Source organism: Arthrobacter crystallopoietes (assembly GCF_017603825.1).
Taxonomy (GTDB): Bacteria; Actinomycetota; Actinomycetes; order Actinomycetales; family Micrococcaceae; genus Crystallibacter; species Crystallibacter crystallopoietes_B.
The window spans coordinates 231,958-256,617 of the sequence record NZ_CP072014.1 but is presented as its reverse complement, the minus strand read 5'-3'; the positions used below and the strand labels follow the sequence as shown (position 1 = coordinate 256,617).

General features: G+C 60.6%; 18 protein-coding genes. 11 read left to right on the top strand and 7 right to left on the bottom strand.

Annotation, left to right across the window (positions count from 1 at the left end):
* The first annotated feature begins 103 nt into the window (after nt 1–103).
* Nucleotides 104–1,180: an MBL fold metallo-hydrolase gene (locus J5251_RS01305; RefSeq protein WP_139004305.1), complete on the top strand. Its 1,077-nt coding sequence runs from the start codon at nt 104–106 to the stop codon at nt 1,178–1,180.
* A gap of 207 nt (nt 1,181–1,387) precedes the next feature.
* Here J5251_RS01305 and J5251_RS01300 read toward each other — a convergent pair whose 3' ends face one another.
* Nucleotides 1,388–2,881, bottom strand: a complete 1,494-nt coding sequence (locus J5251_RS01300; RefSeq protein WP_208574982.1) for an aldehyde dehydrogenase family protein — start codon at nt 2,879–2,881, stop codon at nt 1,388–1,390.
* Between the two features lie 182 nt (nt 2,882–3,063).
* Here J5251_RS01300 and J5251_RS01295 point away from each other — a divergent pair, with 182 nt between their 5' ends.
* Genes J5251_RS01295 through J5251_RS01280 form a run of 4 tightly spaced genes read left to right on the top strand, consistent with a single transcriptional unit; the run spans nt 3,064 to nt 6,557 of the window.
* Nucleotides 3,064–4,077 (top strand): ABC transporter substrate-binding protein, encoded by a 1,014-nt coding sequence (locus tag J5251_RS01295; RefSeq protein ID WP_171059287.1) that lies wholly within the window; start codon nt 3,064–3,066, stop codon nt 4,075–4,077.
* A 29-nt stretch (nt 4,078–4,106) separates the two neighbouring features.
* Nucleotides 4,107–4,877: an ABC transporter permease gene (locus J5251_RS01290; protein ID WP_139004308.1), complete on the top strand. Its 771-nt coding sequence runs from the start codon at nt 4,107–4,109 to the stop codon at nt 4,875–4,877.
* On the top strand, nt 4,870–5,715 hold the full coding sequence (locus J5251_RS01285) for an ABC transporter permease (RefSeq protein ID WP_139004309.1): 846 nt from the start codon (nt 4,870–4,872) through the stop codon (nt 5,713–5,715). Before J5251_RS01290 ends, J5251_RS01285 begins: the two co-directional genes overlap by 8 nt.
* Nucleotides 5,716–5,750: 35 nt before the next feature.
* The gene (locus J5251_RS01280; RefSeq protein ID WP_139004310.1) at nt 5,751–6,557 is read left to right on the top strand and encodes an ABC transporter ATP-binding protein; all 807 of its coding nucleotides are present in this window, start codon (nt 5,751–5,753) and stop codon (nt 6,555–6,557) included.
* 547 nt (nt 6,558–7,104) lie between these two features.
* Here J5251_RS01280 and J5251_RS01275 read toward each other — a convergent pair.
* Nucleotides 7,105–8,196, bottom strand: coding sequence for a Zn-dependent alcohol dehydrogenase (locus J5251_RS01275; RefSeq protein WP_139004311.1), 1,092 nt, complete (start codon nt 8,194–8,196; stop codon nt 7,105–7,107).
* A gap of 121 nt (nt 8,197–8,317) precedes the next feature.
* Here J5251_RS01275 and J5251_RS01270 point away from each other — a divergent pair, with 121 nt between their 5' ends.
* On the top strand, nt 8,318–9,400 hold the full coding sequence (locus J5251_RS01270; protein WP_208574981.1) for a zinc-binding dehydrogenase: 1,083 nt from the start codon (nt 8,318–8,320) through the stop codon (nt 9,398–9,400).
* A gap of 199 nt (nt 9,401–9,599) precedes the next feature.
* Here the strand turns inward: J5251_RS01270 and J5251_RS01265 are convergent, their stop codons facing one another.
* The 3 genes from J5251_RS01265 to J5251_RS01255 are packed head-to-tail and all read right to left on the bottom strand — an operon-like array spanning nt 9,600 to nt 13,756.
* On the bottom strand, nt 9,600–10,748 hold the full coding sequence (locus J5251_RS01265; RefSeq protein WP_139004313.1) for a flavin reductase: 1,149 nt from the start codon (nt 10,746–10,748) through the stop codon (nt 9,600–9,602).
* Nucleotides 10,749–10,803: 55 nt separating this feature from the next.
* Entirely contained in the window at nt 10,804–12,240 is a 1,437-nt protein-coding gene (locus J5251_RS01260; protein WP_139004314.1) for an MmgE/PrpD family protein, read from the bottom strand.
* A gap of 13 nt (nt 12,241–12,253) precedes the next feature.
* A complete protein-coding gene (locus J5251_RS01255) occupies nt 12,254–13,756 on the bottom strand; it encodes a 4-hydroxyphenylacetate 3-hydroxylase N-terminal domain-containing protein (protein ID WP_139004315.1) in 1,503 nt (500 codons plus the stop codon).
* A 311-nt stretch (nt 13,757–14,067) separates the two neighbouring features.
* Between J5251_RS01255 and J5251_RS01250 the strand changes: the two genes are divergently transcribed.
* Together J5251_RS01250 and J5251_RS01245 are read left to right on the top strand one after the other, a co-directional pair.
* Nucleotides 14,068–15,441 carry an MFS transporter gene (locus J5251_RS01250; RefSeq protein WP_240792972.1) on the top strand — a complete coding sequence of 458 codons (1,374 nt, stop codon included), beginning with the start codon at nt 14,068–14,070 and terminating at the stop codon, nt 15,439–15,441.
* 797 nt (nt 15,442–16,238) lie between these two features.
* Nucleotides 16,239–17,573, top strand: a complete 1,335-nt coding sequence (locus J5251_RS01245) for an LLM class flavin-dependent oxidoreductase (protein WP_139004316.1) — start codon at nt 16,239–16,241, stop codon at nt 17,571–17,573.
* 69 nt (nt 17,574–17,642) lie between these two features.
* On the opposite strand, the gene J5251_RS01240 is transcribed toward J5251_RS01245, so the two are convergent.
* The gene (locus tag J5251_RS01240) at nt 17,643–18,566 is read right to left on the bottom strand and encodes a LysR family transcriptional regulator (protein WP_139004317.1); all 924 of its coding nucleotides are present in this window, start codon (nt 18,564–18,566) and stop codon (nt 17,643–17,645) included.
* A 135-nt stretch (nt 18,567–18,701) separates the two neighbouring features.
* On the opposite strand from J5251_RS01240, the gene J5251_RS01235 reads away from it, so the two are divergent.
* Nucleotides 18,702–20,288, top strand: coding sequence for an FAD-binding oxidoreductase (locus tag J5251_RS01235; protein ID WP_171059289.1), 1,587 nt, complete (start codon nt 18,702–18,704; stop codon nt 20,286–20,288).
* 24 nt (nt 20,289–20,312) lie between these two features.
* On the opposite strand, the gene J5251_RS01230 is transcribed toward J5251_RS01235, so the two are convergent.
* Complete coding sequence (locus tag J5251_RS01230) at nt 20,313–21,005, bottom strand: GntR family transcriptional regulator (RefSeq protein WP_139004319.1); 693 nt, start codon at nt 21,003–21,005, stop codon at nt 20,313–20,315.
* Between the two features lie 145 nt (nt 21,006–21,150).
* On the opposite strand from J5251_RS01230, the gene J5251_RS01225 reads away from it, so the two are divergent.
* The gene (locus tag J5251_RS01225) at nt 21,151–23,130 is read left to right on the top strand and encodes a flavin-containing monooxygenase (RefSeq protein WP_139004320.1); all 1,980 of its coding nucleotides are present in this window, start codon (nt 21,151–21,153) and stop codon (nt 23,128–23,130) included.
* The gene (locus J5251_RS01220; protein WP_139004321.1) at nt 23,127–24,656 is read left to right on the top strand and encodes a carboxylesterase family protein; all 1,530 of its coding nucleotides are present in this window, start codon (nt 23,127–23,129) and stop codon (nt 24,654–24,656) included. Before J5251_RS01225 ends, J5251_RS01220 begins: the two co-directional genes overlap by 4 nt.
* The last annotated feature ends 4 nt before the right edge of the window (nt 24,657–24,660 follow it).

Genomic DNA, 24,660 nt, shown 5'->3' with positions numbered 1-24,660 from the left:
ATGCCAGGTGCCCATGGCCGTTATAGACGGCGTTCCTGGATGCGGCCAGATGAACTCGGTCCCCAGAAGTTCCAACAATGCAACCTAATACCGGAGGGGTGCCATGCACACCGATTCAGCTTCCCCACAGCAGGGAATGAGCGTCGTCACGTTGGGAACAGCTGGAGGGCCCATATGGACGTCTTCAGTCAGTGAGAACCATCGGAGCGGCATAGCCACCGCTGTTGTCGTCGGCGGAAACGTTTACTTGGTGGACTGCGGCTCCGGCGTCGGCCAGCGGATGGTTGACGCAGGGTTACGTTTCACGGATCTTCGCGGCATCTTCATAACCCACCTCCATTCCGATCACACGATCGACCTGAATTCACTGATGGTCATGGGTGGCCTGACGTTCCGGGGTTCTTCAGCCGGGCCGGTGCCTATCCTGGGCCCCGGTCAGCGCGGCTTTCTGCCACCCACCAGCCCGCACATTGCAGAAGAACTCGAAGCAGTGTTCCCCGACCAGCCGACTCCAGGGACGGCGCAGATGGTGGACCTGCTGTTGCGGGCCCATGCCACCGACCTCAACGACCGCCGCAGGGACACTCTGGCACCGGCCATGCCCGAGCTTTTCCTAGGCAGAGACATAACCATCCCGTGTCACGTCGGGTTCCATCCGAACGACAACAACCATCCAGACATGGAGCCATTCGAGATATTCGATGATGGCCATGTCCGGGTCTCGGCGATTTTGGTTCAGCATCGCCCGGTCGCCCCGGCCTTTGCGTTTCGGTTCGACTCCGAATACGGTTCGGTGGTCATCTCCGGTGACACGGCGGCGAGCGGCAATCTCGTGCGTCTGGCCAAGGGGGCCGATCTGCTTTTGCATGAAGCCATCGACCTCGACGAGATGCAACGCATCTATGGTCGGGCCGGCCAGGCTGACCGGAAGGCTTCCATGGAGCATCATCGCAAGGCGCATACACCGCCTGAGGAAGCGGGCGCCCTTGCTGCTGCCGCAGGGGTGCGGACACTGGCCTTGCACCACCTCGTCCCGGCTAACGCGTCGAAAGAGGTCTGGTTGCGTGCCGCGGAAACGTTTACAGGCGAACTCTTGATCCCGCAGGATCTTCAAGTCATCGATGTGCGTTCGGCTGAGGAAATGTCCCGTGCTGAGCTGACCGGTCGCGGCCTGTCATAACGGCCGGCGCAATCGTCTGAGTGCATGCTGCAGCTGGATGGACTTGGTGCGGACGTTTGCTGCCAGTGCCGGCATTGCTGTCTTCGCCTTTGTCGTCGTTTTTCTCGTACATGCTGATGCGGTTAAGATCTGACGGCTGGAGCGTTGAACACTGCGACTGAAATAAGGAAGCCGGGAAGCCATGGAGCGTGGCTTCCCGGCTCGGGCCTAGTCGATTTTGATGGCGACCGATTTGAGTTCGGTGAAGGCCTCAACGCCCTCCCTGCCGTTCTCGTGGCCCCATCCTGACTGCTTGGAGCCGCCGAAGGGCATGTTCGGATCCATGCCGCCGGAGGCGTTTACCCGAACGTTCCCTGCTTTGATTCCGCGGACAAATTTCATAGCCCGGGAGATATCCCTCGTCCAGATAGCAGAGGATAATCCGTAATCTGTATCGTTGGCGCGAGCGACAGTATCCGTGATCGAATCGGCGTCGTCGAAGGTCGCCACGGAGAGCACGGGACCGAATATCTCTTCGCGGACAACTCGCATCTTTGGTGCCGTGTTGCACAGCACCGTGGGCTGCAGGAAGAAGCCGGGGCCTTCAACTGCCGCGCCGCCTGTCGTGACTTCCGCGCCGTCCTCTATGCCGGATTCGATGTATTGGAGGACACGGTCGCGCTGTGCTTCTGAAATGATTGGCCCCAACTGGGTAGCCGGGTCTAGCCCGGGCCCGATTCTCATCGACTCGGCAATTCGGGTGATGCCGCCGATGACTTCATCCGCGACATCGCTGTGCACGTACAATCGTGATCCCGCGGCACAGACCTGGCCCGTGTTGGCGAAGATGCTCATGGCAGCTCCTGGTATCGCCTTATCCAGATCAGCATCCGGGTAGATCACGACGGGTGATTTGCCGCCTAGTTCCAAGGACAGCCGTTTGAGATTGCCAGCAGAAGAGCAGAGCAGGCGTTTACCGACGGCGGTGGAGCCAGTGAACGAGACCTTGTCTACGTCCGGATGATCCACCAGGCGCTGCCCAGCGACGTGACCGAGCCCTTGAATAATGTTTACGACGCCCGGAGGAAATCCCACTTCCTGGATCAGCTCGCCTAAACGCACTGCAGTCAGGGGAGTAAGTTCCGCGGGCTTGAGGACGACCGTGCAGCCAGCTGCAAGGGCGGGCGCCAGTTTTGAGACCGCGATGGCTAGTGGCACGTTCCAAGGGACGATGAGGCCTGCCACGCCTAAGGCCTGTCGAAGGGTGAAAGCCTGCCAATCGCCCGGTAAGGAGATATCGCGGGTTTCACCGTTCAGTTTCGTTGCCCAGCCGGCGTTGTAACGCAAAGTGCTTACCGCCGCAGTAACTTCGAAGTCCCTGGCCACGGCAAGCGGCTTGCCGCAATTGAGGGTCTCAAGCCGCGCAAGCTCATCCTTGGCGTCTTCAAGCGCGTCCGCCAGGCGGTAAATCAGCAGGGCTCTTTCGGCCGGAGCCATTCTGGACCAAGGGCCATTATCGAATGCGTTACGGGCAGCGGCGACGGCGCGGTCGACGTCAGACTCATCCGCCGAAGCCGAAGTGATCAGTTGCCGGCCTGTCGAGGGGTTCAGGAGGGTGAGCGGCTGGCCACGTCCTTCCACCCACTCACCGTCAATGAGTAAACGCAGGGGCCGATTGAGAAGGGTGGGAGCAGTGATCCTAACAGCGTCAGCGATGGTCATGTTTGAGTCCTCATGGATGGATCCGGCACTTATTTATCGGAGATAGATTATGTGACTATTGCCACATAACCTCGCACAGACTATATTTCATTATGAAGAATACATTCAAGGCTTCAAGATGTAGAGAACTCGAAATGTTCTGTCACCACCAATCCGTGTACCCACTCAATGAGGAGCACTCCATGCGTCCTGTGAACCGTTCCACTTTTTCCCGTCTTGCTTCTGTTACCGCTCTGGCCGGTCTTTCCACCGTGGCTCTTACTGCTTGCGGGGGAGGCAGCGAGGCATCTGCCGGAGGGGAAGCCCTGACCAAGGTCAAGGTTGCCGTGGCCCCGATCCATTTCGAACCTGCGCACGTGGCGGAAAGCCAAGGCTATTTCGAGGAGCAAGGCTTGGATGTCGAACTTGTGCCTGGTCAGGATCCCGCGGCGTTGCTGGCCATGGCTGTTTCCGGACAGGTGGACATTGCGATTGGTTCATGGATCAATGTGGCAACTTCAGCGTCCAAGGGGGTGCCCGTTTCCGTGGTCGGCGGCAATGGCATAGTCGACCCGGAGACGGACAATTCCGGCGTCCTGGTTGCCGAGGACTCGCCGATCAAGACATTGGCGGACCTCAAAGGTAAGACGATCGGCGTCGTTGGTGTAAAGACTGGTGGAGACATCCCGGTCCTCCAGGCGCTGGAAGATTCCGGCGTTGCTGTCGAGGATGTGAAGGAAGTTGCTGTGCCTTATGCAGGCATGGAGGCCGCTGTAGAGCAGAACACCGTGGACGCCGTGGTGCCAGCTGACTCCTTTTACCACCAGATGGTTGAATCCGGTTACCGAAGCATCTCGAATCCGGTGCGGGAGTTCCAGGCCAATATGCCGGTGACGGTCTGGACGTCGACCAACGAGTGGCTAGCCAGCAACGGCGAGACGGCAGGGAAGTTTGTAGCAGCCATGGAGGACGCCGCGGAGTTCTACAACGACGACGCCAACCTCGCGGCCGTTCAGGAAATTCATGCCCAGACAAACCAGATTGACGTGGCGGAAGCTCCCACTGCCTTTGTGCCTGTCTCTGTGCCGGTCAATATTAAGGAAGCTCAGTCCGGAATCGATGCGATGGAACACTTCGGACTTCTCACGGATCCCATCAGTGCTGAGGAGTTGCTGTGGGACGAAGCTCCCATCCGGGCCTCCGCGGACGCGAAATAGCGCTGGGTGATGTTTAGGAGGGCTAGGCGATGAAGCTTTCATCTACCGTTCCCATAAATGTGCAGCGCGTACTGGCCGTACTGCTGCTACTGGCAATGTGGCAGGTCGTAATCTGGTCGGGTTCCATGCCGTCGATGACGCCGGGAGTCCTCGACGTCGGTTCTGCTGTCCTATCGACGCTCATAGCGCCCGTTTTCTGGGCCGCGCTTGGTAAGACACTGCTTGCGGCACTGGCCGGATGGGCAATCGCTTCCGTCGTCGGAGTCGTACTTGGGCTGTTTATCGGGTCGATTCGATACTTGGATCGCTCCACTTCGATCTTGATCGACTTCGGCCGATCATTCCCGGTCCTGGCCCTGATGCCGGTGGTAATTATGCTGCTCGGCTCCAGCACACGTATGGAAATTGTCGTTGTCGGGCTGTCCTGCCTTTGGCCGGTCCTGGTGCAAACGATCTATGGAGCCCGCCGCCAAGAGGCAGCAGTCATCGACACTGTGAAGGTTTTCCGGATTCCGCGGAGCCTTTGGTTCCGTCGGGTACTGCTGCCGGGTGCGCTGCCATTTGTGGCGACGGGTGTCCGCATTTCTGCCGCCATTGCCATTTTGGTAGCTGTGGGTGTGGAGGTTATTAGTCAGGCGCCAGGCATCGGCCGCAACATCACTCTGGCGCAGCAGGCGCAGAACTGGGACGTCGCGTTTGCCTACCTGTTCTTTGCCGGACTCGTCGGCTGGGCGATTGCTTGGATGTTGCAGTCGGTTGAAGCACGACTTCTGAAGTGGAACAGGCAGGATCATGACTGACACAACTTTCGACCTGGGCAATGCGGCAATATCATCGGCGCCGCCCAAGGTCCGCCGTCGCACAGCCGGAGGCCCACGTCCCGCATGGCTCCAAGTCCTTGACTCGGTTTGGCTGATCGCCGTTGTCTTCGTCCTGTGGTGGGTTCTGTCCGCCCGGAGTTCCAATTTCTTCATCCCGTCCCTTCAGGAGATCCTGACCTCGCTCGGACGCGATCTGGGGAACGGAGTAATCCTTTCCGGTGCGGCTTACTCGCTCACGAACCTTGCCATCGGCTTGATTCTCGCGGTGGTCGTCGGCATTGTTCTGGGAGTCGCACTGGGCGAACTCGACCGTCTTCGCTTGATCTTTGATCCGATCATTAACTTCTTCCGATCGATTCCTCAAGCAGCCTTGGTTCCACTCATCATAGGCGCCTTCGGAGTCGGCCAGGGGCCAAAGATCTACACCATTGCCTTCGCCTGCATGTGGCCGGTATTGCTCAATACCATCGACGGCGTCCTTGGCATCGAGCCGACGATTCGCAAGTTCTCGCAGGTATACCGCATACCGAAGTGGCTCCACTTTCGGCGCGTAGTGCTCCCCGCTGCCCTACCGCAGATTGTCGCCGGTGTCCGCGTCGCACTTCCGATCGGCATCACCGTGATGGTCGTCAGCGAAATGTTTGCAGCCACCGAGGGGCTAGGCTTCTACATTCTGAATTCCTCGGCCACTTTCAAGGTGTCAGAGACGTGGGCTGGAGCGCTCTTGGTGGGCGTCATCGGATACATCCTGTCGGTCCTGTTTGTTGTCTTCGAGCGCAGGCTTCTGCGTTGGTACTTTGCCTCGGCGGCGAAATGAGCACCCCCACACCTATTACAAAGCAAGGAGTACACATGAGCGTCGATACGCGCGAGGCCGGAGTGCCGCGCACCGTAACTCAGCTGATGAAGGTCCGCGGCATGTCCATGAGCTATGGAACGGGCAGCACCGAAAACAAGATCCTGGAGAATCTTGACCTCGATGTGAACACAGGGGATTTTGTCTCAATTGTCGGCCCCTCGGGTGTCGGTAAGACAACTCTGTTGCGTTGTTTATCGGGACTGCTGCAACCGAAAGCAGGGACGATTTCAGTCGGTGGGCAGGAAATCCACGGCCCTCATCCGGATCTCGCAGTAGTGTTCCAGGACTACAGTCGATCTTTAATGCCGTGGATGACAACGAGGGAAAATGTCGCCTTCCCGCTACAGGGCAAGGGCCTGGGCAAGATTGAGCGCAATGTCGTGGCCGAACGGAATTTGCAGGCCGTCGGGCTGGAAGGCCAGGGGGATAAGTACCCTTGGGAGATGTCGGGCGGTATGCAGCAACGCGTCGCGATCGCACGTGCTCTCGCATACAACGCCAAGGTTCTGCTCATGGATGAACCGTTCGCTTCCGTCGACGCGCAAACGCGTTTCGATCTGGAAGACCTAGTCCTATCGCTCCAGCAGGAATTGGGCGTCACCATTATCCTGGTTACGCACGACATAGACGAGGCCTTGTACCTCGCTGACAAGGTCGTAGTAATAGCTGAGAAACCTGCGACTGTCGTGGACGAAATCGAGACAGGTTTCGGGGATCATCGCGACCAGGTGGAGACGAAGGCTGATCCGAGGTTCGCGGAGGCACGAGCACGAATCCTCCACCGTCTTCGCTCACGTTGAGATTAGGCTCAAGAACGCACGGTTAAGGAGTAAGCCTGACCCGCGCCAGATACCGTTCCGTTCTGGCCGCGGTTGGTTTGAGAAGTTGACTAGTTTTCGCGCTCGCGTCCTATGGGCGTGGGCGCCAGAACTCTTCTGTCTGAGCACGGCCGATGCGTGGTACTGGCACTGATCCAGCTTGAGGCCGTGTGCGGAGGAGCTGGGCTGCATGGAACAATTACAGCTTCAAGAGGCGTGATGACCGCCTGTACAGCCAGTGCTTTTCGCGCTCAGGGCGTGTAACACGAAGCGCACCGTGGACGGGGACCGCGACGGACCCGGAAGCGGAATATCGGGCATCCTGTTCCAGGAGGACCGCTCCCTTGGGTTCTCTGTTTCCACATCGATGTGGGGCCGGAACTCAGAGACGCTTATTTAGCGTTAGCTGGTTGAAAGTACGTTTCCGGAGGGGAGATCCTGTGGGTGACGCGGGAGGACAATAAAATAAGCACATCAACAAAGAGGGTGGCTCCGGGAAACGTACGTTCCCGGAGCCACCCTTTTGCGCTTAGAAACTTGTAATGACCGATCTGGCCACGGCTCCGCCTCGCAGCAACTCGTAGCCGTGGTCGATCTCGGCAAGCGAGATGCGCTGGGAGATGAGCTCGTCGAGTTTGAAACGGCCTTGCAAGTAAAGGTCGGCAAACATGGGGATGTCGACCTTAATGTTGGCGGAACCCATGGCGACGCCTCTGATGCCCTTCTGCCGGCCCATCAGGTCGCCGAATGGTGTCACGTTCAATGTCGCGCCGGGTTGATGGACACCAATCAAATACGCGGTTCCGCCGACGTCGAGCATCGCGATCGCATTCTCTGCTGTAGCTTTCAACCCGATGACCTCGAAGGCATGCGTCACGCCGCCGCGCGTTGTATCCAAGACTGCCTGGACGGAGTCCACTTCCGCGGCGTTGACGGTGTCGGTGGCTCCGAATTCCCTGGCAAGGTCAAGCTTGGCCGACTGGAGGTCGACGGCTATGATCCGCTGGGCTCCGGCCAAAGCAGCGCCTTGGATAACGTTGAGGCCGACCCCGCCGCAACCGATGACTGCAACGGTGTCCCCTGGCCGGAGACGCGCGGTATTGAGGGCGGCGCCAGCTCCCGTGACAACGCCGCACCCCAGCAGCGCCGCACGGTCGAAAGGAAGATCGTGAGGGACGCTGACGACAGTGTTTTCGTGGACGAGGACCTGCTCGGCAAATCCCCCCACGCCAATGAACTGGGTCAATGGGTCAGTTCCCCTGCTCAGCCGTGGTTGGGCCTCGCGGGGCCGCTGTGTGTGCTGCGGCACGCGGCATTGGTACGGCTTTCCTGTCAAGCAACCGCGGCATCGTCCACAGCTATGGACGGGAGAAGTGACAACGTGTTCACCCACGCGGAATCCTGTCACATCCGGCCCCACAGCTGTCACCACGCCGGCTACCTCGTGACCCAGAACAGCGGGAAGCGGGAATCCGACGTTGGCGGAGGCCACATGCAAGTCAGAGTGGCAGAGGCCGCTGGCCTTGACTTCAACGAGCACTTCATGACCCTGCGGACCTGCAATGGTGACGTCTTGAACCTCGAAGGGCGCTCCGACCGCTTCGATAACTGCAGCTTTCATCGATCCTCATTTCTAGTAAACCCTTGTGATGAACGATACACTTTAAAATATACTGGGCACGATAGTGCATTCATATTTGAATAATATTTTGGACATGAAGGTGTCCTGAACGGAGCAAAAGGTGAAGGCAGCAGTTATCAACCGGATTGACGGAACCTTCTACGTCGAAGAACTGGAGATTGACGAACCTCGTGGCGCGGAAGTACTCGTGGAGGTCAAAGCAGCAGGCCTGTGCCACTCCGACATGATTGTCGCTTCCGTTGACCGCGGACGCCCTCTGCCCATGGTCGTAGGTCATGAAATGGCGGGAATAGTGGTTGGACTTGGACCACAGGCGACAGATTTCCAAATCGGCGACCATGTCACCGCCTCCGAAATCAACTTCTGCGGTTGTTGCGAGGAGTGTATCGGCGGCGCGACCTACAGGTGCACCGATCCGGGATCCATCAACCGGACTCCGGAAGACGTGCCGAAACTTCGTCGTAACGGCGAAGCAGTGAACGCCTTTGGGGTGGCGGGTTTCGCCGAATATTCCCTTGTGCATCAGAACAAACTTGTCAGGGTCCCGGACCAGATTCCGTTTCCGCAAGCAGCCGTACCTGGATGTGCGACGACGACGGGTGTCGGTGCCGCCCTGAATTCTGCACAGGTGCAGCCAGGAGACACCGTGGCCGTTGTCGGGCTCGGAGGAATAGGACTCAATATCGTTTCCGGAGCGCAAATTGCCGGTGCAAAAACCATCATCGGGATCGATCTTCATCCAGCCAAACTGGAACTAGCCCGTAAGTTCGGAGCTACGCACGTCATTAATTCGGGTGAGGAAGACGCTGCGGCCAGGGTCAAGGAAATAACCGGCCGCGGTGTTCAGCATTCCTTCGAGGCGATTGGTCTGGGCCCGACCCAGAAGCTTGCTATCAACCTCACACGCGTGGGCGGAGGCGTCTATTTCATCGGTATCCCGCAAGGTGCTCCCCTCGACTTCAACGTGATGATGGACCTTCTCGTTGGCCAGCGGAAGCTTCAGGGTGTCTATATGGGCTCCTCGAACATTCGTCGGGACATCCCCTTCTATGCGGACCTCTACCTGCAAGGCCGCCTCAATCTTGACGATCTCATTGGCCAAGAGATATCCCTCGCCCAGATTAACGATGCCTACGGCGTGCAGGAGTCCGGCGCCATTGCCAGGAGCGTGATCAGTTTCTGACGGTGGCTTTTGGCATCTGAAGGGACTGGCTCGGGTATCCTCTGGACCGGTCCCTTCAGCTTTCTGCGCATTGGAGGCAGCAGCCGCAGAACTCTGCGGGACGAGATGCAAACGAATTGCACCCTGAAAGGCAGACTCAGATTCGAGTCTGCCTTTCAGAGTGCAATTCGATCAGGCTGCTGCTTCCTGATTTTGCCAGCTAGACCGCGCCGCCATGGCGCTCGATGACCTCCCGGGCCAGCGACTTGCCGAACTCCGTATGGTCCGAAAGCGCGGTCACAGCTGCTTCACCGTCACGGGCGGCAAGCGCTGCAGTCAGCTCCACGATGTGGCTGTGATCCATCTGGCGGCTCCACTCGTCACCCTCCAGCGCCTGCCGCCACACGGTGCCAATGCCGAGGCGGCGGAAGGCGTCGGACAGTTGGGCGGAGCCAGCAACGTTGACGAGGCGGTCATGGTACTGGACGTTGAGCTTGAGGAAATCGTCGAGACCGGCTTGTCCGTCCTGACGAGCGTTCCCGAGCTCGGCAGTCAGCCGTTCCAGCTCAGAGACGTCCTGGTCCGTCAGCCGTTCGAGATGGCTGGCGATGACGCCGGATTCGATAGTGGCACGACCATCGTAAACGCTCTCGATGAGCTCGCAGGTGATCGGGGTCGGGACGAAAGCGCCGTCCTCGGTGCGGGAAACCAGGGCCTCGGTGGTCAGCTTAACCAAGGCGTTTTGGACCTGGTCGGCCTCTGCCCGGATCTGGACGGCGATGTCGGCCGGGTTCAGGTTTTGGCCGAGTGGGGTCTTGCGCAGCAGAACCCAGTCGCGGACCGCGTTGTAGGCAGCAAGCTCCTTGACCGGCTCCAGCCGGCCCATCGTCCCGCGGTAGTAAGCGAGAGGCTGGCGTTCGCTGGCCGCGGCCTGCGTGACCAATCCGAGGAACACAGTATGCGTGCCGCCGGTAGCGGTTTCAGCTACCTTGCACACGATGGTCGCCAGTGCGCCGTCGAGCAGGGGCACCCCCTCATCACTAAGGGTATGGGCTACGCCGTCGAACTTATCTGCACCCTTGCGGCCGAACTTCATGGCGAGGTCGGCTTGGTCCTCGGCGAGGATGTTGATGCCGAATACGCCGGCGGTGGCAACGGCGTCATGGGTGGAGCTGGCGCCGTTGAGGCAGGCAAGCATCATCGGCGGCTCCATCGACAGCGATGAAACTGCGGAGGCTGTCGTGCCGTAGAGCTGACCGTCGACAACAGTCGTGATGACCGTGACGCCGCTGGCGAAGTGGCCCACAACGTTGCGGAACGCGATAGGATCCACAGCGGTTTCGGTAGGGGCGGTCTGTGTTGCAGTCATGGTTTCCTCCTCGGAAGGTCCGGGCGAAGCAGTAGAAGCAGAATCGGAGCTGCGCTCAGCTGGCATGCGGGGTAAAGAGATTGATCAGGGTAGAGAGGTCTTCCTGGTGCTCGAGTCCGAGTACCAGTTCGACGGCACGCTCTGCATCCGAGCGTGCTACAACGCCACCGAAGTCGACGTTGGCAAAGTACTTTTCCAGGATTTCCGCCTCGGAGAGCGGGGCGGTGTAGATGTCGCCGCGGGGGACGTCTACCCGCGAGTGCCGGCGGATGCCGCCGCTCGTGAAGAGCTCGACTTCTGCGGTCAGGTACTCGTGGGCGGAGAGCGAATCGACCAGTTCGATCTTGTCCAGCAGCGCCACCAGCTTGGGGTCGCGCATATGGTTCGCATTGAGGTGCTCGGGCCGCACGGTGCCATACATTAGCGCTGTCGCCGCGGTGAACCGAATACTGAAAGCGCCGGAAACTTCGGGACAGTCACCGATTTCGAACGGAGCGCCGACAAAGCCAGCCAGAGTCCGTGGGGTGACATGGATGCGGATCTTCTCCACTGCCTCCAGATTCAGCGGACCTTCGGCAGCCAGACGCACGCATGCATCCAGCGAAGGATGGCTGGCTCGGCAGGACGACCACGGCTTGATGACGCAGTCCCCATAGAACTCCTCGCCCAGCTTCTGCAGGATGAGTTCCGGCTTCGGGTCATTACAGTACATATCGAGGAAGCCATGACGGCCACCGATCGCGTCCATTGGGCCGGTGAACCCGAGCTGCGCGAGTTCGGCCGAAACGACGGAGTTTCGTGCCGCGAAGGCCATCGGCAGCTTGAACGCGAGCGTCTGGTCGAAAATGTTGGCCACGGTTCCGGCGAGTTGGTTCTCAACGATGCCCAGCGCGTTGCGCAGCTGAATCTCATCCAGACCCATCAGTCGGCCGGCAAGAGCAGCGCCGCCCAAGCCATTTACAGTGCCTGTGTTGTCCTGGCCGCTGTAAACATCGAAACCGCTGGCAACCGCCAATCTGGATGCGACATCATCGGCAAGGATCAGTGCCGTGAGAAGGTCGCGTCCGGAGGATCCCTGCTGCTCGCCGACCGCCAGCGCCACCGGAACCGTGGTGCCCGAGATGTGCGCTGGGACCTGCGTCCGGTCGGGGCCCTCCGCGCCAATGGCCTCGAAGTCATAGGAACGCATCATGACTGCGTTAGCCATGGCTGCGTTCTGGGCCGGAACCCGCATCCCATCTACTAGGACCGTTGATTCCGGCGCGCCGCCCCAACGCGCCGCCAATGCAAGGACTGCAGCGTTGCCTTGAGCGCCGTGGCCGGCGGCGATGTTTCCCAGCGAGTCGATTAGCCGGACTTTCGCCCGCTTGATTGTCTCGCCGTCGATCTCCTCGTACTGCATGGAGATGATGTGGCGGACCAGGGCTTCGGTGAGGGTGGATGTTCCCTCGGTCCCCGCAGCTCCGTGCGGGGAAGCGGCTGTGGTGGTCATGACGGCTTCCCTCCTATGCGCGCACGCCGGCGTACTCGCCGGGAATAACGACGTCGTTCTGTGCCTCGGGGGCCGGACCCACACCGGCTTCTTCGAACATGGCCTTGTACGCACCGGTCTCGCCTTTCGCCTGTGCCTTGCGGTGATCGAGGCTACGGGCGCGTGAGACCGAGCCGAGGTAGAAGCGTTCGTAGAGTTCGATGCGGCTGCCTAAGGCGGAGCCGGCGAAGTCCCACGCGGTGCGGAAGATGCGCGCGCGCTCTTCGGCAGAGATTCCGTTGGCACCCGGCAGGTACTTATGCAGCAGCGGGCCAAGACGAGGATCTTCAAAGGCTGCAGCAGTGGGCGTTGCCAGTAGATTGTGCGAGCCCATGGACTTGATGATGTCGTTGACGCGGGCCATCCAGATTGGCATAACCGTCCGCAGCGAGCTGATGTCGTCGTGGCAGAAGAACGCTCCGCCACCCCAATTCGATGCGTTCAATTCGGCCGAGTGGATGACCGAGCGAGCAATCCGCAGGTATGAATAGATTTCACCGAGCATCGAAGTGGTTTCGGGCTTGCCCTCGGTGCCGGTGACCTTGGCCATCTGGACACATAGGTCGTAGGCGAACTCCAGCTTCACAGACGCGCGGATGGCTGTCTGCTGCTGCGTGTTGCCCGTCGCCGTGCCTGCATTGAGGGAGTTATAGACGTCCAGGTTGCCGTCGATGAAGACACGGTGCCAGGGAACCAGCACGTCGTCGAAAATAATGACGGCGTCTTGCTCATCGAAGCGCGAGGAGAAGGGCTTGTCCGCAACATCCTGGTCCACACCGTAGTGATCGCGGCAGACAGCAACGACGCCGGTGGTCGCCACCGGGATAGCGAATGAGAGCGCGTACTCTTCGAAGCCCTTCTGGATGGGAGTTGCGGGGTAGACATAGAGTTCGTCCGCGATGGGGCCGAGGGTGGCCAGCATTTTGGCGCCTCTGACAACCAGACCTTCCTCTGTTCGCTTGACTACACGCAGAGTGAGTTCCTCGTTGATGCCCTGGAGCTCACCCACGCTCTTGTCGATGGCGGCATGCACAATTGTGTGCGTCAGGGCCAGATCGTTCTCGATGACTTTGCGGTGGTAGGCGGCCAGGCGCTCGTGGAAGACCGGGTCGCTGTGCTTGTCGAAGATGTCTTTACGTGAGACATGGCCGGCCAAGACCACATTGACGTAGTCAGGCGTGCGGCCAAGCATGCCGTTGGAGTAACGGGCCAGGCGGTCGAAGGCGCGGTGGCGGCGCGCAATATCTTCGGCGTTCTTCGGTAGCGAGAGGCTGACATTCATCAAAGCTCCGGTAGCGGCATCCTCCATCAGGCAGTCCTCAGCGTATTTGTGCTGGTAGTCAAAATAGGCCGCCATGCCCTCGATTGAGCCCTTGAAAGCAGAGTGCTCAAGGATGTTGATGCGCTCATTGCCCAGCCAGACTTCCCGGCCGTCGGCGAGGCCCTGCTTGTACTCGGTACCGGTGCGTGCCGTCACGTCATTCTCCTTGGTTCGTTCCCGCATAATCGGAAGAAAATATAATCTTGCTCTCATTTTATAAACATGGAAGGCGGGATTGCAATGGGATGGACGAATAAAAGTTGCCGGGCCTTCGCCTCGGGCCTTTCCCGGCTGCATGTCGCGTCGTCGACGACCTGTCCTTGTATGGGGCGGCTCAGCGTCGGAGGGATTGTCTAGTTTCATGTCCAAAAAATATTCTTTAGTAAAAAATGCCGAAAGGGTGGCATTTACGTGTGACGTCAGTCATCATGGTTTGAGTCACATTCCCACGGCAAAGAGGTACTAACGTGTCGCCTACCGCTGAAACTCCTGCCAGCGGCCGCTCCGGACCCGCTGCACCGGACGCCGACTCCCTGAATACCAAGGACCTGCGGCGTGTCCTGGGCTCGAGCCTTATGGGCAGCATCATCGAGTACTACGACTTCATCCTGTACGCGACAGCTGCCGCCTTGATCTTTGACAAGGTTTTCTTCAACAATCTCGATCCTGGCATGGCGCTGTTCGCGTCGTTCGGAACCCTCGCCGTCGGCTACATCGCCCGTCCGCTCGGCGGCATCGTCTTTGGACACTTCGGCGACATTATCGGCCGCAAGCGCATGTTGGTGCTGTCGATGCTCCTGATGGGCGGCGCCACGGTAGCCATCGGCCTACTGCCGACTACCGCCGAGATCGGCATGGCGGCCCCCTTGATCCTCGTGATTCTCCGCTTTATTCAGGGCATCTCCGTCGGGGGCGAATGGGGCGGTGCCACGCTGATGGCCTTGGAACACGCTCCCGCAGCCAAGCGCGGCTTTGCGGCCGCCTTCGCCAATGCGGGCGGTCCTGCCGGCGGTCTGCTGGCTACGTTTGTCGTCTCGGGTGTATCCGCAGCCACTGGTGAGCACTTTCTCGAATGGGGCTGGAGAATCCCGTTCCTCTTCTCCGCCGTGCTGATCTTCATTGGCCTGGTTATCCGCCTCAAGGTTGCTGAGACTCCCGTGTTCCAGCGTCTTGAGGAGGAAGCCGCGAAGGTGCAGCAGAAGAAGCGCTCTCCGCTCGCCCGTGTTCTGACCGGTCATCCCAGGATTGTGGTCGTGACTCTGATAGCTTCCCTCGGTTTCTATACCTGCCAGGGGATCCTGACCTCATGGGGAGTTTCCGTAGCCGTTGCTGAAGGTGTGGACCGTTCCACTGTCCTGAATCTGAAAGGCGTTGCTGCGGTCCTCACAATCATTACCTGTTTCTATACTGCCCGCTTGAGCGATCGCATTGGTCGTCGTACAGTGCTGACCATCGGTGGAGTGGCCGGCATTCTGTTTGCATATCCGGCATTGACGCTGATGCACAGCGGCTCGTCATGGCAGTTCGCCATCGCCGTTCTCGTCGGCAACGGTATTATCCAAGGCATCTTGGCTGGACCCATCGGAGCCTATATCTCCGAACAGTTCCCGCCGGAAGTCCGTTACACGGGCGCTTCCCTGGCATATCAGGGCGCTTCGACTCTTGGCGCCGGTTTTACCCCAATGGTTGCCACTGCGTTGGTTCTCGCTGGCGGCGGGGGCTTCCATCTTGTCGGCATCTTCTGGATCGCTATCCTGCTCATCGGTCTGGTCGCTGTGCGCATGAGCCGCGAGGGAGCCGACATCCAGCCCCGCAAGACCAAACAACTTCAGGACGCCTGAATCTGTTCCACACGCCGCCCCGGCTATCCATAAGGAGCCGGGGCGGTTCTGTGCGGTCCTCGTGCTGCCCAGTCGCTCGTCCACGACCATCAGGAGGTTTCAGCTATTACCGCTCGAAACTGGTCGATCCGGAAGGGATCGAAGTTCCCGTTGACGTAGTGGCCAGCTGGTCCAACCCTGGCCTGCGCACCCGCGGAACGCGGGAATACCGAAATCGGGTGGTGGTCGGCAGTTTGGTTGGAAATCCGCGACCACCAGGGGATCTCAACCTACGCTACGGACGTTAGCTCGCTCGTTGATCAGGGGATACCCAACTGCCTGCACGTCGATGTGGGGCAAGGAGTCCTCTGTATGGAAGCCCCGGCCATGACCTCGCGGCGCACTTTCGACCCGCGGACGGATTCGTTCGACGCGCATTTACGCTTTGTTCGACAACGGCCCGGTGGTGCTCGGCTGGCTGAGGGCCAGCCGCCGCTCCCTCGATCCCGGAGCCGCGACCGAGTTGCGTCCGGGTGAAAAGCTCGTGCGCACCGTTCAAGGACGCGATTTCGCTGGAGCGCATGACGAAACGGTGCCTCACATCCTCCACGAGGACCGGGCAATGAGGACGGCCGGACCCTCCACTAAGGGCGAGTGCACGGCATGCCTCACGGTGCCGCTGCAGTAACTGCGCCTGCGGGCTATTTCAAAATATTTGAAAATATACCGCTGAAACTGCCTATTTACCAGACAAACTACACCTGTGAGGATGGATACAAGCAGCGACTAGCCACCACTTTTCGAAAGGACTCCACCTGATGGATCCCAAGCCTGAGAACCACATGATTCTGACTACCTTCATGCTCCCCGCCGGCTATCACAAAGACAGCTGGCGTATGGAGGGCAGCCGCTCCGAGGAACTGGCCAACCTTGAGTTTGTGGCCGAACTGACGCAGATGGCCGAGGCCGCGAAGCTCGACGCCGTCTTCTTCGGGGACATCGTGCACGCCAACACAGTGATGCGCGGCGACATTAAGATGAACGGCTTCTACGAACCGATGACTGTGCTGGCCTCCCTGGCGGCGCGGACCAAGAACATCGGCCTGATCGGGACGGTCTCCACGTCCTTCAGCGAGCCCTACAACGTGGCACGCCAGATGTGCGGACTGGACCACATGTCCGGCGGCCGTGCCGGCTGGAACATCGTGACCTCATCCGACGGCTTCAAGAACTACGGAGTCAAGGAGGCGCCGGAGCCAGCCGAACGTTACCGCCGCGCCACCGAATTCGTCGACGTGGTTCAGCGGCTGTGGGACAGCTGGGAGGATGACGCCGTTACTAATGACCGCGAGGCAGGCTGGTACGTGGACACCGCGAAGATCCACCCGATCAACCACAAGGGTGAATTCTTCGAGGTCGAAGGTCCCATCAACATGCCGCGCTCGCCCCAGGGCCGTCCTGTCTTGGTCCAGGCCGGTTCCTCAGGCCCGGGCATGGAGCTCGGTTCCTCCGTTGCAGACGGCATCTATACGGCGCAGCCGCTGAAAAAACCGTCCATCGAGTTCTACGCCAAGTTCAAGAACATGGCCGCGGCCAAGGGGCGCGACCCGCAGCAGCTCAAGATCATTCCGGGCATCCTGCCCATCCTCGGCGACACTGAAAAGGAGGCCCTGGAACTGGCCGATGAGCTGGGCCGCAATGTGCACATGGAGAATGGCCGGAAGCAAGTGGGTGCCGACTTGCGCATGGATCTGTCCGAGCTGCCGCTGGACCGGACCATTCCGGCCGACTGGTTCTCCGACGGCCCGCGGTTTGGTTCCCGCTATCAGATTTACCGCCGCAAGAGCGTGGACCAGGGCATGACCCTGCGCGAGCTCATTGTGGACTTGGCCCGTTCTACCGGACACCAGTGGATGGCCGGCACTGCCTCCCAGGTGGCGGACCGCATGGTGGACTGGTTCGAGTCCAAGGCCTGCGACGGCTTCAACCTGAACTCGCCCTTCAACCCGGGAGGCTTCAAGCTGATCTGCGACAAACTGGTCCCGGAACTGCAGAACCGCGGCTACTTCCGCTCCGAGTACGAGGGCACCACCCTGCGCGACAACTTCGGGCTGCCCCGCCCGTCCTCCATCCGCCAGAGTGCGCTGGTCTGAGTAGCCGACGAATAACCAACAAATGCGTGCGACGCCGGCGGGAGCTCCCATCGACGTCGCACGTTTTCTTTAGCCGAACAGCTCCACGGCGACGTCGATCCAGGCCTGGGCCCGGGCGTTGAGTCGGGTGCTGCTCGGCCACGCGAGCGATACCGTTACCGGATCATGCGCGGACGCGCGGGTGGAGGCCAGCGGCTTGAGCATCACTTGCAGTTCTTCATACGGAGCCTCAAGACGCGGTTGCTGGAACAGGACGGCGACGCCGCGGCCGCTGGCAACCAAGGACCGCACCGTGGCGTAACTGCGTGAACGGTGGAGGATGTCGGGGGTAATGCCTGCAGCCCGGAACATGTCCAGGATCCGGTTGGAGATCGGGGCGGCATCAAAAAAGATCAGCGGATCCTGGGCGATGTCTTTCAGTGATACCTCGCCTGCACCATGCAATGGGTGCTTGGCCGAAACCAGTACGTACGGGTCTGCGGAGGCCAGCGGGGCAGTTTTCAACGCCGGGGAGACGTCCGCGTCGTAGAGGAAGGCCGCATCCAGGGACCCGTCAAGCAGGCGCTGCTGCAGGTCCTCGTGGTACCCCTCGACGAAATCGACATCTACATGCGGACACTGCTCAGCGAAGCCGGCCAGCATCGGCGGAATGATGGTGGGGCCGAGGGTCATGTAGCAGCCTACTGTCAACGGACCGCGGAGGTTCGGTCGGTCACCCTTGGAGAGGGACGCGATCTCGTCCGCAAGGTCAAGCAATTGCCGGGCCTGCTGGAATACCGCACGCCCGGTTGAGGTCAATGTCAGCCCTTTGGACTTGCGCTTGATGCATAACTCCGCGCCGACTATCCGCTCGAGTTCGGAGACAGACATGGAAATGGCTGAGGGTGCCATATGCAGACGGCGGGCCGCTTCCGTCATAGTTCCTGTTTCGGCGGCTACGACGAAATGCCAGATCTGGCGGAGAGTGATTGCGGGATGGCTTTCGAGTCTCATAAATCAATTCTATTGAAGGATAACCACTGAAAACGACGATTTACTTGAGTGGTGTTTATTGCGAAGATGAAAGAGTGGTCCGCTACAGGACGGAGCCGCCGGCCAGATGGCCGGCGCGTGCGTGGAAGGTGCAAGATGGATACCCGAGAGACATTCCTCGACAAGGCAGCCGCCATCATTGGTGTAGACAACGTGGTCCGCGTCGCCGGCGAAGCAGGCTACAAGGATCCGTACCCGTTGAACCCCGGCAGGGATAAATGGCCGGGTGTCCGGCCGGGATCCGTCGAGGAAGTCCAGGCCCTGGTGCGGCTGGCAAACCAGACGAGGGTAGCGCTGTGGACCTTCTCCAAGGGCAAGAACCTGGGCTACGGCGGACCCGAGCCTCGCGACCAGTCCACGGTGGCAATGGACTTGGGTCGGATGGATGCTATCCACGAAGTGGATGACAAGCTCTGCTATGCCGTCGTCGAACCCGGCGTAACTTTTTTCGACCTCTTCGACTACATCCAGGAGCGAGACCTCAAGGTCTGGACCTCCGTTCCTGCGCTCGGCTGGGGCTCCGTCATGGGCAACCTGCTGGACCGGGGCTACGGCATGACGCCGATGGGGGACCATGTTAAGGCCCTGTGCGGAATGGAAGTAGTGCTGCCTGACGGCGAGCTCGTCCGGACCGGTATGTGGGCCATGGAAGGAACGGACCTCGGGCCCATCTTCCAAGGCGGTTTCGGCCCCACCCTGGAAGGTCTTTTCACCCAGTCCAACCTGGGCATTGTCACTAAGATCGGTCTGTGGTTGATGCCTTGGCCCGACGTGTATGTCTCCGGTGATGTAACTGTCGAGCGCGAGGAAGACTTGCCGCAACTCATTGACATCCTGACCGAGCTGCGCCGCCAGGACATCACCCAGAACAACGCCCTTTGTGGAAATGTCGTCCGCGCGGCCACCATGCGTGGCGCCAAGCGGGACTTTTACGACGGCGAAGGCTCGATTCCCGATGAGCGGCTCGAAGAGATGCGCCAGGAATTCGGCATCGGGCAGTGGAACGCCCGCTTTGCTATCTACGGCGACAAAGGCATGGCCGAGCGGCGCTTGGAAATCATCAAGGAACGCTTCGCCGGCATGGAAGGTGTCGAAGTGAACGCCCGGTTCTACGAGGGATCCGAGGGGCAAGCCGTCGCCTACGAAGACATCGCCGAGATTGACCGGACACAAATGGCCGGCGTACCCACCCTGAAGCCACTGAGCACGGTTGGCTGGGCTGCAGAAAACGGCGGACACATCGACGCCGCCCCGATCATCCCCGCCCGCGGCCAGGAGGTCTACGACTTCTACCAGGAAGCCAAGCAGCTCTACCGCGAATACGGTTTCGACCTCTATATTGGCTACCACCTGTATCCGAGGCACATGGTCCACGTGACCATGATCTTCTTCGAGCTTGGCAACGACGAGATGCTGGCCCGTGCGCGGGAGCTCTACGAAAAGCTGTTGGACGCCGCCCGCCGCCGCGGTTACGCGCCGTACCGAAGCCACGTCGACTACATGGACCGCATTGCCGATGGCTTCGACTTCAACAACAATGCGGCCCGCCGGCTGCAGGAGAAGCTCAAGGACGCGCTGGATCCGAACGGAATTGTCTCGCCGGGCAAGCAGGGCATTTGGCCCGCCCGGCTGCGCTCGGGGGAATCTGCACAGCTTCCGGCTCTGATACCTGCCGAGGTATAGCAGCGGGTTGGAGGCCGCTGGCTGCTAGACAGTGGCTTCCAGCCCCACCTCGCCCGCCTCGCGGATGGCGGCCATCGTGGTTTCGTAGTGGCTGCGCAGCAGGGCCGCTGTCTTCGCGGCATCGCGATCCAGTGCCGCCGCGAGAATGTCGCGGTGCTCCTGGTCCAAATCGCGGCTCACATCGCGAGTGGCGATGCCCGCCCAGCGGCCGTAAAGCTGCGAGATGTCGGAGAGGGTGCTGGAGAGTTCGATCAGTACCGGGATTCCGCAGGCTTCCACCAGCTTGGCGTGGAAAGCCTGGTGTGCGTTGTTCCATTCCTCCGTGTGCAGGTCCGGATTCTCGGTCGAGCGGCGCGGTGTCCGCTCAAGGGTGTGGTGCGCCGCCATCAGTTCCGACTCCCACTGCAGCCCGCCTCGTTCGGTGGCGAGCTTGACCGCAAACTCTTCGTTGACGCAGCGCAGCTCAGTGATGTCCTGGATTTCGGCCAGTGAAATCGGCGGAACAAAGAAACCGCGGTTGGGGCGCAGCTGGACAAGGCGCTCGCCGACCAGCCGGGTCAGGGCCTCGCGGACCACGGTGCTGCTGGTCTGATAATGCTCCGAAAGAGCAGTCAGCTGCAGCTTGGCCCCCGGCGACCATCTTCCGGCCAAGATGTCGCTGCGGAGAGCATCTCTAATGTGCTTGCTGAGTGTTTCCGAATCGGTGCGCTTCGCCATAAGAAGATTCTATCAACACTTCAAATAATGTATTTTCGGTTGACTTATGCAATACCTAAACTAGACTGGACATATTCCCGCCGCTCGAGATCTGCATCACAAGCAGGACGTGCAGCCCTGATCGAAACACTCAAGGAGAGCCGCCGTGACCAACTCACTCACCGAGGTCCGCGAAAGCCTCGCCGTCGATGACCTGTATTGGCGAGAGAACTACGAAGCCATCACCGAGGACGATGCGTTCCTGCGCAGGATTGTCGAAACGAGCGACCTTCCTGCGCTGATGGTGGCTTTGGCCGCTGTGACCAGGGACTTCTCTCTGCTGAGTGAAGACCTGCGTCCGCCGCAGCCGCTTGCTGACATCATCGGCACTCCGCACGGAGGCATGAGCCCGGAGACTCAGTCGAAGGCACGCGAGCTTGCGTTCGAAGCGCTCAAGCAGGTCCGTGACCAGAACCTGACCAGCGTTGGGACGCTGACGGAGGAGCAGGCAGCGGACATCCTGAACTGGATCACCAATGAGGCCAATCCCGAATACCACCCGATGCTGATGCATGAAATGGCGCTGGTTGAAGGCAAGAGCGGCAAGCCGGACTGGAACTTTGCCGAGGTTGCCGGCGGGCGTGAATTTGAGGTCGCCGTCATTGGCTCCGGCGTGTCGGGCATGGCCGCCTCTTACCGGTTGAAGCAGGCCGGGATCCCGCACACTGTTTTCGAAAAGGGCCACACCGTCGGCGGCACCTGGTGGAAGAACACCTACCCAGGTGTTCGGCTGGACACCCCCAACTATGCCTACAGCTTCTCCTTCGCCCAGCGTGACGACTGGCCCCAGCAGTTCTCCCAGGGCCACGAGATCTACAAGTACACCTGCGAGGTTGCCGAGCGCGGCGGGCTGATGGATCACCTCCAGTTCAACACCGAAGTCACCAAGGCAGAGTACGACGCCGGGACCGGCCTTTGGAGCGTTGCTACCGTCCGCGACGGGGTGCCGGAGGTACGCCAATTCAACGCGGTGATTACCGCCGTCGGGCAGTTGGACCGGCCCAAGTATCCGGACGTTGCCGGGCGCGAGGACTTCGCGGGCATACAGATGCACTCGGCAGAGTGGGACAACAGTATTGACGTCACGGGCAAGCGCGTGGCCATCATCGGCACAGGGGCGAGCGCGTACCAGATTGTGCCCGCGATTGTGGACCAGGTTTCTTCGCTGACCGTTATCCAGCGCAGCTCGCCCTGGATGCTGCCCACCAAGGGCTATTACGACGACATGCCTGAATCGGTCCAGTGGCTGGTCCGGAAGCTCCCGCACTACGGGCAGTGGCTGCGTTTGTGGCAGCATTGGCTCGGTGTTGAGGGCCGCCAGCACACCACCGTGGCAGAGCCCGGCTGGGACAAGCCCGGCAGCGTCTCGGCCGTGAACGAGCGCGTCCGCCAGACCTTGACCGAGATGCTCGCCGAGCAGTACCACGACCGCCCGGACCTGCTGGCCAAGGTCACGCCGGACTACATTGTCGGTGGCAAGCGCATGCTGCGTGACAACGGAGTATGGGCGCAGTCCCTGAAGAAGCCGCAGACCGCGCTGGTCACTGAGGGCATGGAACGCATGGTGCCGGAAGGCATTATCACTAAGGACGGCGTGCTCCACGAAGTGGACATGATCATCTACGCCACCGGATTCCAGGCATCTGAGTTCCTTGAACCGCTGAAGTTCACCGGGCTCAACGGCGCCGATCTGCACGAATACTGGGGCGGGGACGCCAAGGCCTTTGCCGGCGTGACTGTGCCGAACTTCCCGAACCTGTTCATGGTGACAGGACCGAACACCGGCCACGTGGTCAACGGCAGCTTGTACTCCATGATTGAGTACGGCGTTGAGTACATCCTCGAGGCGCTGCGCCTGGTGCTGCAGGAGAACCTGAAGGCATTGGACCTCAAACAGGAAGTGTTGGATGAGTTCGTCGAAGAGATCGACGCCGCCAATGCCACCAAGGCCTGGGGCCACCCCAGCGTGCAGACCTGGTACAAGAACAAGTTCGGCCGCGTCTCGCAGATCTGGCCGTTCCCGGTAGTGGACTTCTGGAAGATCACCCGCGAAGTGCAGACCGACCATTACAACAAGCTGGCATGAGCGGCGCCACCGAACTGGCTGCCGGACCCGGCACGGGGCCCGGCACCAGCCCGATTGCGGTGCAGGCAGCCACCCCTGCTTCACCCCTGAAGCTGGCGGGGTTCGGGGCGGATGTCTCCGACGGCGTCGTCCGTGTCCTTGGCGTGCACTACGGGGCGCGGCTGGATCCGGCGGACCGTTTCAGCGCCCTGGGTGTTCCGTCGTCGCTGCGGGTACAGTCTGCGCCGACAGTCTTCCCACAGACGCCCGGCTCGCTGGACTGGCTGTTGGGGCCCGCCTTGATGGAAATGCCGCAGAGTGAAGATGCCTTCCAAATCAACATCTGGGCTCCGGAGGGGGCACAAGATGCACCTGTGCTGGTCTACTTACCCGGCGGCGCCTTCATCAGCGGTGCCGGCACCGTCCGTTGGTACGACGGCGAACGCCTGGCCCGCGAGGGCGGTTGCATGGTTGTCACGGTCAATTACCGGTTGGGCGCTCTGGCCTTTGCCGCTGGCCGTGATGGCGCGAGGAATCTTCCGGTGGGGGATATCCTGCAGGCGCTCCGGTGGGTCCGCCGCAACATTGCGGATTTCGGGGGTGATCCCGAAGACATCACCCTGGCCGGGCAATCCGCCGGAGCTTTCTACGCCTACCTGCTGAGCCAACTGCACGAGGCCGAAGGGCTGTTCAACCGGACAGCGCTGCTCAGCCTAGCCTGGCAGCCGCCGCTCACCTCTGCCGAGTATGCCGAGCGCTGCACATTATTCGGCCAGTCACTGGGAGAGGCCGGATCCGAGGTGCAGGACACCGGTCTGGAAACTGTTCCGGTCGACGCGCTGTTGCAGGCGCAGGGTGCGGTATCCAAAGCGTATGCGGGGCGAGGACTGGGGTTCATGCCCGCCGCCGGCGACGAGGTTCCCGCTGACCTGTTCGACTTCGCGGCGGCCGTCCGGCGCATGCACGTTTCGTCACTGTTGCTCAGTACTACGCAGGACGAGGCGGCGGCGTTCCTCAAGCCACTTCCGGTGGCGGCCGTGGGGCGCGAGCAGCTCACCGGCTTCGTGGCGGCCCACTTCAAGGACGTGGCTGCGACGCTTGGGTGGCTCGACCAGGCGCTGCCTGGGGAGACGGACCACGCCAAGCTGGTGGAGGCCATGACCCTGCACCAGTTCCGGCTCACCGCCGTCGAGCTCGCTGAGCACGCTACCGCGGCCGGCATCGCAACTACCGTTGCTCGGTTCGACGTCGGCAGCCCCCTCGAAGGAGCCCGCAGTGCGCATTGTTTTGACGTGCCCTTCGTCTTCGGCAACAGACACCAATGGCACGATGCGCCCATGCTTAACGGCGTGGCCGACGAGGTGTTCGAGTCGGCCGGGGGAGAGCTCCGTTCGTTGCTGCTGGGTTTTGTCAGCGAAGGCTCAGCCCGCACTGCGGACGGGTCAGCAGTGGCTGCCTTCGATCCAGCTGACCCGAAACTGCACCGGATCGGGGCAGGCGGCACAGGAACTATAGAACCGGAGCGCGGGCTTAACCCGCGACGGTGAATTT